The 12418-nt window shown below is 40.2% G+C and carries 14 protein-coding genes; 8 read left to right on the top strand and 6 right to left on the bottom strand.

The genetic code is table 11. The features are described from left to right. From ACESK1_RS04655 to ACESK1_RS04635, 5 genes are all read left to right on the top strand, one after another. Positions 1-878: CBS domain-containing protein (locus tag ACESK1_RS04655; protein WP_372918402.1), on the top strand; the 878-nt coding region annotated here is incomplete at its 5' end. Beyond that, positions 835-1305 carry a methylated-DNA--[protein]-cysteine S-methyltransferase gene (locus tag ACESK1_RS04650; protein ID WP_372918400.1) on the top strand — a complete coding sequence of 157 codons (471 nt, stop codon included), beginning with the start codon at positions 835-837 and terminating at the stop codon, positions 1303-1305. The genes ACESK1_RS04655 and ACESK1_RS04650, both read left to right, overlap by 44 nt. A 23-nt stretch (positions 1306-1328) precedes the next feature. Then, positions 1329-2477, top strand: a complete 1149-nt coding sequence (locus tag ACESK1_RS04645; protein ID WP_372918398.1) for a serine hydrolase domain-containing protein — start codon at positions 1329-1331, stop codon at positions 2475-2477. Then, positions 2467-3180, top strand: coding sequence for a 3'-5' exonuclease (locus ACESK1_RS04640; protein WP_372918396.1), 714 nt, complete (start codon positions 2467-2469; stop codon positions 3178-3180). Before ACESK1_RS04645 ends, ACESK1_RS04640 begins: the two co-directional genes overlap by 11 nt. A 127-nt stretch (positions 3181-3307) precedes the next feature. After that, complete coding sequence (locus tag ACESK1_RS04635) at positions 3308-3673, top strand: DUF6616 family protein (protein WP_372918394.1); 366 nt, start codon at positions 3308-3310, stop codon at positions 3671-3673. 64 nt (positions 3674-3737) lie between these two features. Here ACESK1_RS04635 and ACESK1_RS04630 read toward each other — a convergent pair whose 3' ends face one another. From ACESK1_RS04630 to ACESK1_RS04605, 6 genes are all read right to left on the bottom strand, one after another. Further along, entirely contained in the window at positions 3738-4394 is a 657-nt protein-coding gene (locus tag ACESK1_RS04630) for a CoA transferase subunit B (protein ID WP_372918392.1), read from the bottom strand. A 3-nt stretch (positions 4395-4397) separates the two neighbouring features. Further along, a complete protein-coding gene (locus ACESK1_RS04625; RefSeq protein WP_372918390.1) occupies positions 4398-5099 on the bottom strand; it encodes a CoA transferase subunit A in 702 nt (233 codons plus the stop codon). Between the two features lie 90 nt (positions 5100-5189). Beyond that, positions 5190-7502, bottom strand: coding sequence for a transglycosylase domain-containing protein (locus tag ACESK1_RS04620; RefSeq protein WP_372918388.1), 2313 nt, complete (start codon positions 7500-7502; stop codon positions 5190-5192). Positions 7503-7517: 15 nt separating this feature from the next. Beyond that, a complete protein-coding gene (locus ACESK1_RS04615; protein ID WP_372918387.1) occupies positions 7518-8009 on the bottom strand; it encodes a gliding motility lipoprotein GldH in 492 nt (163 codons plus the stop codon). Then, the gene (locus ACESK1_RS04610) at positions 8002-9162 is read right to left on the bottom strand and encodes a stage 0 sporulation family protein (protein ID WP_372918385.1); all 1161 of its coding nucleotides are present in this window, start codon (positions 9160-9162) and stop codon (positions 8002-8004) included. The genes ACESK1_RS04615 and ACESK1_RS04610 overlap by 8 nt, the downstream gene beginning before the upstream one ends. A gap of 117 nt (positions 9163-9279) precedes the next feature. Next, positions 9280-10311 carry a rhodanese-related sulfurtransferase gene (locus tag ACESK1_RS04605; protein WP_372918383.1) on the bottom strand — a complete coding sequence of 344 codons (1032 nt, stop codon included), beginning with the start codon at positions 10309-10311 and terminating at the stop codon, positions 9280-9282. A gap of 317 nt (positions 10312-10628) precedes the next feature. Here ACESK1_RS04605 and recA point away from each other — a divergent pair, with 317 nt between their 5' ends. The 3 genes from recA to ACESK1_RS04590 form a co-directional block, all read left to right on the top strand. Next, positions 10629-11642: a recombinase RecA gene (gene recA / locus ACESK1_RS04600; RefSeq protein WP_372918381.1), complete on the top strand. Its 1014-nt coding sequence runs from the start codon at positions 10629-10631 to the stop codon at positions 11640-11642. Between the two features lie 117 nt (positions 11643-11759). Beyond that, entirely contained in the window at positions 11760-12224 is a 465-nt protein-coding gene (locus tag ACESK1_RS04595) for a hypothetical protein (protein ID WP_372918379.1), read from the top strand. 42 nt (positions 12225-12266) lie between these two features. Continuing rightward, on the top strand, positions 12267-12418 hold a 152-nt coding region (locus ACESK1_RS04590), incomplete at its 3' end, for an RNA polymerase sigma factor (protein ID WP_372918404.1).

The raw sequence follows: 12418 nt of genomic DNA, 5'->3' as shown, positions 1-12418 counted from the left end.
CCTTTGGTGACGGAACTAATGCTGTGGGTATTGTTTCAGCTATAATGACCCTGGCTATTCTGATTTTATCTGAAATTATCCCTAAGACCATCGGCGCAACCTACTGGCAGAAGCTGGGGAATTTCACGGCTAAAGTTCTAAGCGCAATGATCTTTCCGCTGAAATATACCGGGATTTTATGGCTAATGATGCTCACCACAAAATTAATTGGGAAATCTGCTCACGTAACTTCTATGAGTAGAGAAGAGTTTGCTGCTATAACAGATGCTGCGGAAGAAGAAGGTGTTTTTGAAGAAAGCGAAACTACGGTGATTAAAAATTTATTGGTTTTTAAATCAGTACAAGCAAAGGATGTGATGACTCCATTTTCAGTTGCTGTTACCGAAAATGAAGACACCTCGATAGAAGATTTTCACCGAAATCATAGAAACCTGAAATTTTCCCGGATTCCTGTTTATAAAGGCAAGCCTAATAATATAACAGGTTTTATACTTAAGGACGATGTCCTGGAAGAAATGATAGACCAAAAAGGGCCACAGCCGCTAAGCAGTATAAAGCGGGAAATCTTTATGATCCCGGCCCATACTCCTATTCCCGAATTATTTGAGAGATTCGTACAGGAAAGAGGACAAATTACCGTTGTGGTAGATGAATTTGGAAATACCGTAGGCCTGGTTACCATGGAAGACATTATTGAAACCCTGTTGGGGCTTGAGATAATGGACGAGAGCGACAGCATTGAAGATATGCAGTTACTAGCCCGTAAAAACTGGGAGCGACGTGCTAAACGCCTGGGACTGATTAAACGGAACCAGGAAAAAGACAAAAATAACAATGAAGATATTTCTGAAGACTCAACAGGGAGCAATAAGGATTAGCGGAAGTGAGGCGGGAATTTCAGAAATCAAATTCCTGGATGAAGAGCAACAAACAACCTCAGATATTCCGGATTTTTTATTACCTGCGATTCAACAGCTTCAGGCTTATTTTAAAGGTGATCTGAAAGAATTCGATTTAAAACTCGATCTGCAGGGCACAGATTTTCAGAAAAAGGTATGGCATGCTCTTCTGGAGATTCCATATGGTAAAACTTTATCTTATTTAGAACTTTCAAAAAAATTAGGTGATGTTAATGCCATTAGGGCCGTGGCTTCAGCAAATGGAAAAAATCCGGTGTGGATAGTAGTTCCGTGCCATAGGGTAATAGGAAGTGATGGTTCTTTAACCGGTTATGCAGGGGGACTTGAACGAAAAAGATACTTACTCCATCATGAAGGAGCTCTAGTACAACAAAGTCTTTTTTAGGTAAAAACTAATATTAATCAGTGATGAAGAAATTTTTAAGAGTAGTCGGAATTAGCTTCGGTTCCATATTACTGGTGTTTTTATTAATCTATATTCTCGATTATGAATATTTATTAAGAGGTGCCAGGATTACTTACCTCAACGGGTATACTACCGCATATATTTCAGACTATCATGAATTTGACAACAGGATCATTGAAGCCGGAGATAACGGACAGGAGTGGCCCAAACATTCTGATTATAATGCGGAAGAACCCACAGATGCTTTAGAGGAGTTAAATGAAGAGCTAAAAACAGTGGCCTTCTTAATTATTAAAAATGATAGTATCTGGTTTGAAAAATATTATAATGATTACACTCCACCTTTAAGATCTAACTCCTTTTCCATGGCTAAGAGTATCGTCGTGGCCATGTTAGGAAAAGCTATCATGCAGGGCCATATAGAAAGTTTAGATCAGCCGGTAGCCGATTTTTATCCGCAATTCGATGAAGCCCTAACGGTAGGAGACCTGGCTTCCATGTCTTCCGGGCTAAACTGGGATGAAGATTATTATAACCCCTTCGGAATGACAGCGAGGGCATATTTTGACAATAACATTCGGAAGCAGATTTTAGAGCTCGAAGTAACCGAAACTCCGGGCAAAGAATTTAAATATTTAAGTGGGAACACGCAACTTCTGGGTATGGTTCTGGAAAAAGCCACAGACCGTAATTTATCAGAATATCTTAGTGAAAATTTCTGGAAACCTATGGGAATGCTGAGCAATGCCTTCTGGCAACTGGACAGTGAAAAACACGGCATGGAAAAGGCTTATTGCTGTATAGCTTCAAACGCCCGGGATTTTGCCAGATTTGGGAAATTGTTCAAAAACAAAGGTAGGTGGGAAGACCAACAGTTACTAAATGCCAATTTTATTGAAAATATGACCAAACCCAGATTTAAAGACAGTCCTGAATACGGTTATGGATTTTGGTTAAGCGATTATATGGAAAAAGAAATTTTCTATATGCGAGGGGTACAGGGACAATATGTGATCATAATTCCCGAGGATGATCTTATCATAGTTAGATTGGGTGAAAAATTTATTAAGAGAAAAGACGATGCCCAGCATTCCCCTGATTTCTTTAGGTATATTGATGAAACTTATAAAATTTTAAACAATGCTTCATAAAATAAAGCTGGAGAACGTACTTTTTCTTGATATTGAAACCGTACCCGAAACCGCAACGTTTAATGAACTAAGCGAAGAGAGAAAAATCCTATGGGAAGATAAGACCCTGTACCAGCGCAAGGATGAATTTACACCTGCAGATTTTTATGACCGTGCAGGAATATGGGCCGAGTTCGGGAAAATTGTTTGTATCTCGGTAGGATTTTTCAGTTTTAAAAATGAAGACCGAAGTTTTAGGATAACCACTTATAGCGGGGAGGAAAAGCAACTTCTTAAAGACTTTAGTGAACTTTTGGAAACTCATTTTTTTCAACCATATCATCTTCTTTGTGCACATAATGGAAAGGAATTTGATTTTCCTTTTATTGCCCGCAGAATGCTTATCCATGATCTTCCTTTGCCGATAAAACTCAACCTATTTGGCAAGAAACCATGGGAAGTACCTCATCTTGACACCCTGGAACTATGGAAATTCGGAGATTACAAACATTTTACTTCTCTTAAGCTGCTTACTAATATCTTAGGAATTCCTTCCCCAAAAGACGACATAAGCGGTAGTGATGTATGCAAGGTATTTTATGAAGAAAATGATCCGGAAAGGATAATAAGATATTGTGAGAAAGACGTGCTGGCTATCGCACAAATTATTCTGAAATTCCGGCAGGAAAAACTGCTTGCAGAAGAAGAGGTTATTTCAGTTTAAAGGCATTTTCAGCTAAACTTCAGTTAAAACACCCCGTAATCCTCTTCAAAAATTCGTAACTTTAAGATGGTTAAATTCTTTTAATGGATTCAGCCTGGACTTTATTCTAACCAAAAAACCGAAAATTATGTATTTATACGTTGAAATGTGGAATGTTACCCGCAAATGGCTCAAACTTTCTACCGAAGAGCGTCGTAGTGTCTTTAAAAAAATGGAGGATAGAATAGCAGAAATGAAGTCACGCGGTGTAGAAAACCTTGGTTGGGCTCGTAACGACGAACACACTCCTTACCGCAGCGATTATCGTTATATGACCGTTTGGAAAATGCCCACAAAAGAGGAAGTAAAAATGCTGGAGGAAAATTTAAAGGATGCCGGCTGGTATGATTATTTTTCTCAGGCTAACTCGAGAGGTGAAGTTATTTCGCGAGATGAGGCTATAGAATTTATTATCAATATCAAAGAAACTTCCACCTCATTCCTTGATGCCTAGATAATTTGGTTTCCTGAAAAGTTAGATAAATATTATTTCTGAACTTTTCAGGAAACTTCAATTTTTATAATTGCATTTCTGGAATTTCTCCTTCTACTATTAGCTTGCCTTCGGTTGCTTTTTTGATTTCTTCTACACTAACCCCCGGGGCTCTTTCAAGAAGCTTAAATCCGTCTTCAGTAACTTCTATAACCGCGAGATTAGTAACGATTCTGGTCACACAACCAACGCCGGTAAGAGGAAGGGTACATCGCTTTAATAGTTTAGACTCACCAGCCTTATTGGTATGCATCATGGCTACGATAATATTATCGGCACTTGCCACAAGGTCCATAGCACCACCCATGCCTTTTACCATCTTGCCCGGAATCTTCCAGTTGGCGATATCGCCGTTCTCGGCAACTTCCATTGCACCAAGGATAGTTAAATGTACATGCTTCCCCCTAATCATTCCAAAACTCATTGCTGAATCGAAAAAACTCGCTCCGGGAAGGGCTGTAATTGTTTGTTTTCCCGCATTGATCAGATCCGGGTCTTCTTCTCCTTCAAAAGGGAAAGGTCCCATTCCAAGTATCCCGTTTTCACTCTGAAATTCCACGTCTATATCGTCTCGCACAAAATTGGCCACCAGGGTTGGAATACCAATTCCAAGGTTAACATAATAACCATCCTTAACTTCCTTTGCGATGCGTTGTGCTATTCCTTCTTTTCCTAAAGACATAATTTATTTTTTAGATCGAACAGTCCTCTGCTCTATGCGTTTTTCATAATTTTCACCCTCAAAGATTCTTTGTACCAAGATCCCCGGAATATGCACATGGTTGGGATCCAGCTCTCCCGGCTCAACCAGTTCTTCTACTTCCGCAACTGTGATTTTAGCAGCGCCACACATGTTAGGATTGAAATTCCTGGCAGTCCCCTTGAAAATGAGATTCCCTGCTTTATCGCCTTTCCAGGCTTTCACGAAGGCAAAATCGGCTTTAAAAGCTTCTTCCATTACATACATTTTACCATCAAATTCCCGGGTTTCCTTTCCTTCAGCTACTTCGGTTCCGTAACCCGCAGGGGTATAAATGGCGGGGAAACCCTGCTGGGCAGCCTGGCATCTGGCAGCCAGAGTACCTTGCGGAATCAACTCTACATCCAGCTCTCCACTAAGCATCTGGCGTTCAAATTCAGCGTTTTCTCCCACATAGGAAGAAACCATTTTTTTGATCTGTTTTTTATGAAGTAATAAACCAAGGCCAAAGTCATCTACTCCGGCATTATTGGAAATACAGGTAAGGTCTTTTTTATTTAAGCGAACAAGTTCTGAAATCGCATTTTCGGGGATTCCCGAAAGGCCAAAGCCACCAAGCATAAAAGTCATGCCGTCTTCAACCCCTTGAAGAGCCTCCTGAACATTTTTTACTGTTTTTCGAATCATCGGTGTTATTTTTACCGAAAAATACAAAAATAAACAGCTAAGGCCAATGCTTTTGAGGCCTTAAATTATCTTATTCAGAATTGATAAATCTTAAAAATCCAATTCATCCGGAAGTGTATCTGAATCCTGCCTATTATCCCGATTGTAATTTGAACAATCTACCTCAATTGATAAATTGTCAGGCTTTGGGAAATTATCCTGGGAAACTTCCAATTCCTCATCAGCATAGAGATCTTTCATATACATCCCCCAGATTGGCAATGCCATAGTCGCACCTTGCCCATAGGTTAAAGTCGGGAAGTGCACCGAGCGGTCTTCAGCACCAACCCAAACCCCGGTTACCAGGTTAGGAACCATTCCCATAAACCAACCGTCACTCTGGTTTTGAGTTGTACCTGTTTTTCCCGCAATAGGATTTTTAAAATCGTAAGGATATCCGGTCACCCCGCGTTTATAATGGTCAAGATCTTTGGCGTAAGTTCCTCGTAAACGAACCCCGGAGCCATTTTGTGTGACGCCTTCCATTAAATTAACTGTGACATAAGCTGCTTCCTTACTAAGCACGTCATGAGTTTCGGGAACATTCTGAAAAAGTACTGTTCCGTTCTTGTCTTCAATTCGGTTTACAATTAATGGTTTAATGTAAACACCTTCATTTGTGAAAGTACTGTAGGCAGAAACCATTTCAAACAAGTTCATATCCTCAGTTCCTAAGGCTATAGCGGGACCTGTAGAAAAATTCTCGGTATCTACTCCAAGTTTCCTAACAAGGTCTACAACCGGGCCGGGGCCCGTTTTATCTATAAGCCTTGCAGTTACGGTATTAACCGATTGTGCCAGGGCATTTTTAAGAGAGATCATCCCTTCATACTTATCATCAGAGTTTCGGGGAGACCAGTCTTTAGCATTCCCGTATTTGCCGGATTCAATGGTAAACCGATTTCGAGGCAAAGTATCACAAGGCGAAAGTTTCAACTGATCTATCGCCGTTGCATAAACAAATGGCTTAAAAGTAGAACCTACCTGTCTTTTTCCTTGTTTTACGTGATCGTATTTAAAGTGTTTAAAGTTAATGCCCCCAACCCAGGCTTTTACTTCACCGGTTTGTGGAGTCATAGACATTAAGCCTGCTCTTAGGAAACTTTTATAATAAAAAATAGAGTCCTTTGGCGACATTAGAGTGTCTTTAATCCCCTCCCAACTAAAAACCCTCATATTTCTTACCTCATCGAAAGATGCAAGTATCTCCTCCTGAGATCTTCCCTGGGCCTCCATTTTTTTCCAGCGGTCAGACCTCCTCATAGCGTTTCTTATAATATTGTTTACCTCATCTTGGGTAACATCCCTGAAAGGTGCTGTCTTATTGTTTTCGTTCTGGCGGTCAAATTCCTTCTGAAGGTGAGATATATGTTTCTTAACAGCGTCTTCGGCATATTCCTGCATTTTGGAATCTATGCTGGTGTAGATCTTGAGTCCGTCACGGTAGATATTATATTCAGTTCCGTCCGGTTTTGGGTTTTCCTTTATCCAGTCTTTCATAAATCCTTGCAGGTAAACTCTGAAATATGTGGCCATCCCTTCATCATGGCCTTCCGGAGAGAAGTCCAGGATTAAAGGAAGTTTTTGCAGGGAATCCTTTTCCTTTTCAGAAAGGTATCCGTTTTTATACATCTGAACAAAAACCTGGTTGCGGCGTTGCTGCACCATTTCCGGGCGTCTTACTGGATTGTAAAGGGACGCATTCTTAAGCATGGCTACGAGCACTGCAGATTCTTCAATATCCAGATCTTTAGCTTCTTTCCCGAAATAGATCTTCGAAGCAGAACGAATTCCCACTGCCTGATACACAAAATCGTATTTATTGAAATACATGGTAATGATCTCCTCCTTGGTGTATTGCCGTTCAAGACGTGTGGCAATAATCCATTCTTTAAACTTCTGCAGAACCCTGGCCATGGGATTATTGGAGACCTGGTCAGTAAAAAGTAATTTAGAAAGCTGCTGAGTAATAGTACTCGCCCCTCCACGTGATCCAAGGAATACCGCGGCTCTTAAGGTGCCTTTTGCATCAATCCCCGAGTGCTTATAAAATCGTTCATCTTCAGTGGCAACAAGAGCTTCCACAAGATGATCAGGCAAATCATCATACCTTATTGGGGTACGATTCTCGCTGTAGTATTTTCCAAGAGTTTCTCCATCAGAAGAAAAGATCTCGGTAGCAAGATTGGTTTCAGGATTCTCAAGCTCATCGAAAGTGGGCATTTTTCCAAAAGCGCCCCAACCTGCTAGCAAAAAGATGAAAATAATAATTAAAATCCCTAATCCGAAGAGGGTCCAGAATCCAAGAATATAAGAGGATTTGCTTCGGGTGGTCTTTTCTTGTTTTTTAGGTGACTTGGCCATTTATTTATACTGAAGTTATTCTGAAGTATTTTCTATTCTGAAGCCTACGTGTGTGATTCCCTCCAGGTTATCTATCCCGTTTACTTCCCCATTTTTACGCATTGCGTGTTTAATATCTACCTGATAATCTCCGGGTTCATCAAATCGAACATTCCCTTTATACCAGAATTTGTTTTCTTTTACATCACCAAAACCCTTGCCAAGCCATTCGCCTGAAGGTGCAGCCATCTCATATTCCAGGGTATCGGTAATCACTTTTCCCTGAGGAAACCGGATCTCTGTTATCAAAAATAAGTTGCTATACCTAAAATCGTTATTATTTCTAAGGTTGATGAATAAATTATACGTTTGAAGAGAATCCAACTCCCCAAGGTCAAAGCTTATAATCGAATCTTTATGCCATTCACCATCTACAGCCTTGTAATCATCAAAGACACGTTTTTTGTCGCAACCGGCAAAAGCGCTAATTAAAAGCGATAAAATTATAACAACACTTATTTTACGCATTCTTAGAAGGTTTACCCTTACGCTTTTTCTTGCGGTTTTTCCCGCGTGGTTTTTTGCCCTTAGGTTTATCGAAACGAGTTAAACTATCCTGTCCCACTACATTGTTGAAGTCTGGTTGTTTCTCGGTTTCGATTAACTGAACCTCAAATTCCTCTAAACTTGCAACATCTTCCTTGTTCTTATTCGATTGAATGATCTTATTGGCCTGCTCGGCGGTGATCTTATACCAGTTCATCCACTCCCCTTCGTACGCGTACCAAAGGAAACCCTGGAAAATATCTATTTTCTGGCAAACTGCCGTTCCTTTTTTAGTGTAAAGCTTGGTATCTGTTCTTGGGAAAGCTTTTAGCGCCTCCAGGTAAGTGTCCAGTTCGTAGTTAAGGCAGCATTTTAATTTGCCGCATTGTCCGGCTAATTTCTGCGGATTAAGCGATAATTGTTGATATCTAGCGGCCGAAGTGCTCACCGACCTGAAATCTGTTAACCAGGTAGAGCAGCATAATTCTCTTCCGCAGGAACCAATACCTCCAAGTCGTGCTGCTTCCTGACGAAGGCCTATCTGGCGCATTTCTATACGGGTATTAAATTCACGTGCAAATTCTTTTATAAGTTGGCGGAAATCCACACGATCATCGGCGGTATAGTAGAAGGTCGCTTTAGAGCCATCGCCCTGAAATTCGATATCGCTTATTTTCATGCTGAGTTTAAGCCTGATGGCGATCTCTCTGGCGCGTTTTTTTATAGCTTCTTCCCTTTCGCGGTATTCTTCCCAAACATCAATATCCTTCTGGGTAGCTTTACGGTATATTTTTAAAACTTCTTCACTATCGGGAGCTACTTTTTTCTTTTTCATTTGCACCCTTACCAGTTCCCCGGCAAGGCTTACCATCCCAACATCGTGACCTGGCGAAGCCTCAGTGGCGACCACGTCCCCCATGCTAAGGCTTAGGTTCTCGGTATTTCGGAAGAAGTGTTTTCTACCGTTTTTAAATCTCACTTCTACAAAATTAAATGCTTCTACTCCCTGGGGGAGAGACATATTGGAAAGCCAGTCAAAAACGCTGAGTTTATTGCAGGAATCGGTACCACAGGTCCCGTTATTCTTACAACCTTTAGGTTGACCATCTTTGGTTGAGCAACTGCTGCAAGCCATAAATTATTCTATATATTGAAAGCCTTGCTAGTTTAGTGTTGCAGGCTTGTAGGTTAATAATTGGTTCTAAAAGGTAAATATACCAATATTAATTGGCTCTGCTTAAAGAACGAAGGCTTAGCTTTTATATTTTAAAACTTCAGAACGGCCTTTTTTAAAGATCTTGTTGCTGTTACCTTTTCCTTTACGCAGTTTCTTTTGTTCTTCGTAGGGTAAGGCGTTAATTTCCATACACTCCTTAGAACAACAATTATTCATTTTTTCGGCACATTCAGCGCACTGAATAAAAAGAAGGTGACAGGCTTCATTGGCGCAGTTGACATGAGTGTCACTAGGCTTACCACATTGGTGGCAATTGGCTATAACTTCTCCCGAAATGCATTCAGAACGACGATGATCAAAAACAAAGTTCTTCCCTAAGAATTTATTCTCCAAATTCTGATTATTTACCTGTCTTGCGTATTCAATGATCCCACCTTCAAGCTGAAATACATTTTTAAAGCCTTTATGTTTATAATACGCACTGGCTTTTTCGCAACGAATTCCACCTGTACAATACATCACAAGGTTTTTATCTTCCTTGTGATCTTTTAAATCCTCTTCTATAATCGGCAAAGAATCTCTGAAGGTATCCACATCAGGAGTAACCGCTCCATCAAAATGCCCGATCTCACTTTCGTAATGATTTCGCATATCTACCAACACCGTGTTAGGATCGCTAATAAGTTCGTTAAACCTGGTAGCATCAACGTGAATTCCTTTGTTTCTAACATCAAAGCTTTCATCGTTCAAACCGTCAGCCACTATCTTTTTACGCACTTTTACCTTCAGTTTAAGAAAAGATTTAAGGTCGTGTTCAATGGCTATATTCAATCTTACACCTTCGAGGAAATAGATTCCGTCCAGAAAGGCTTTAAATTCTTCAAATCGTGTAGCGGGAACTGAAAGCTGAGCATTTATCCCCTCATGAGCCACATAGATACGCCCAAGCACGTCCATTTGGTCCCAGGCAATAAAAAGATGATTTCTGAATAAATGAGGATTCCCAATTTTTGCATACGCATAGAAAGAGAGGGTCAACCGGTCTTCCCCGGCCTCTTCTAATAAAGCTTCTCTTTCTCTAGCGCTTAATTTATTGTACAGTTGCATGCTATACTAATTTATAAGGTTAAAGAAAATTTTTGCAAAGATAAACTTTAATCGCAGTAGAAAAAATGGGCTGATCTTAATAAATTCCTAAGTATTCTCATGTTTAATATTGGTTTCTGCTAAAATTTTCAATCTTTCCTGAATGGGGGAAGTGACATTCCCCAAGAGAACATAAATTCATTAAAACCTCAGTATAATAAATTATAATCCAGCAAATTGCCATTAGATGAATTCAAATCAAAATTGCTGAAAATTTAAAATTGTGATGCACCAAAACTTATAGTATTTTAGCAACTTCCAAATAATATAACAGAATTATGAGCAACGAGAAAGAAAGAGATGCTAAGTTAAAAGCTTTAAAGCTTACCCTTGATAAAATGGACAAAACCTACGGAAAAGGTACGGTGATGAAAATGAGCGATCAGGCCGTAAGCGATGTAGAGGCAATTTCCACAGGATCCCTTGGGCTGGATCTGGCAATGGGCGTTGGAGGTTATCCACGCGGGAGGGTTATTGAAATTTACGGGCCGGAATCTTCCGGAAAGACCACTCTCACGCTGCATGCCATTGCTGAAGCTCAGAAAGCTGGCGGAATAGCTGCTTTTATTGATGCCGAGCACGCTTTTGACCGTACCTATGCTCAAAACCTGAATATAGATATCGAAAACCTCATCATATCTCAACCAGACAACGGGGAGCAGGCTCTGGAGATTACCGATAATCTTATTCGCTCGGGAGCAATAGATATTATTGTAATAGATTCTGTTGCCGCTCTTACTCCAAAAAGCGAGATTGAAGGAGAAATGGGAGATTCAAAAATGGGGCTTCACGCCAGATTAATGTCTCAGGCTTTAAGAAAACTTACTGCCTCTATCAGCAAAACCAATTGTACCGTGATTTTCATCAACCAGTTAAGGGAAAAGATTGGGGTTATGTTTGGAAATCCTGAAACAACAACCGGTGGAAACGCCCTTAAATTTTATGCTTCGGTTAGACTGGATATTAGACGTTCTACTCAAATTAAGGATAGCAACAGCAACGTCCTGGGGAACAAAACCCGTGTGAAGGTTGTGAAAAATAAGGTTGCGCCTCCATTCAAAACTGCCGAATTCGATATTATGTATGGCGAAGGAATTTCGAAGATAGGAGAGATCATAGATGTTGGAGTGGATTACGAGATCATCAAGAAAAGTGGTTCCTGGTTTAGTTACGAAGACACCAAGTTAGGACAGGGACGTGATGCAGTGAAAATACTACTAAAAGATAATCCAGATCTAATGGAGGAACTGGAAGTAAAAATAAAAGAGGCAATAAAAATTGCCAACGAATAAAAATCAAATCCCTTTTTTAAGGGATTTTTTTTATTTCAATACGCAACCATTTGAAGCAGGAAGCATCTATAGTATAGAATCTTAAAATAAACACCTAATTCAAAAAGAAAAATTGAAATGAAAAGATTAGCTTTTTTACTAATGATTTCTGTCAGCCTGGTTGGTTGCAGCCTGGATGACGATGGTCCAAACCGCCTATTAGAATTTGCCGAAATAACCGAAGCTGAATTGCCGGAATATTTCGAGAGCGGCGAATCTTACGATATTGTTGTTACCTATTTACTGCCATCTGCCTGCCATACCTTTAATGGTTTTGATGCCCGACAGGGTCAGGGTTCCGATATAAAAGATATTTTTATTGGGGTAGTTACTTCTTATGACGCTAATTTAACCGAGTGTAATGAGGAAGAAGAAGATCTATCCAGGGAGGCTACTTTGCGGGACGTCACCATTACCGGAGAGGTAGGCACTGTATATACTTTTAAGTTTTGGGCAGGACAAGATTCCTCCGGAGAGCCGCAATATTACACCGTAGAAGTTCCGGTTGAGGATCCCGATAACCTGGATGAAAACGAGGAATAGATGTAAAATGAAGAAAATAACGAGTAATACCTCTGCAATTCAGTGAGTTTAGAGAAACTCATAAGTAAGTGTAAAAAACAGGATATTAAGGCACAGGAAGAGCTTTACCGGATTTACTCGGGAAAGCTTTTCGCACTGTGTCTTAAATACTCCAATAATTATCAGCAGGCAGAAGATAACCTGCAGGATGGCTT

It is taken from the genome of Salegentibacter sp. (assembly GCF_041642575.1).
Classification (GTDB): Bacteria; Bacteroidota; Bacteroidia; order Flavobacteriales; family Flavobacteriaceae; genus Salegentibacter.
The sequence above is the reverse complement of the archived record's forward strand: the minus strand, read 5'-3'. Positions and strand labels throughout refer to the sequence as shown.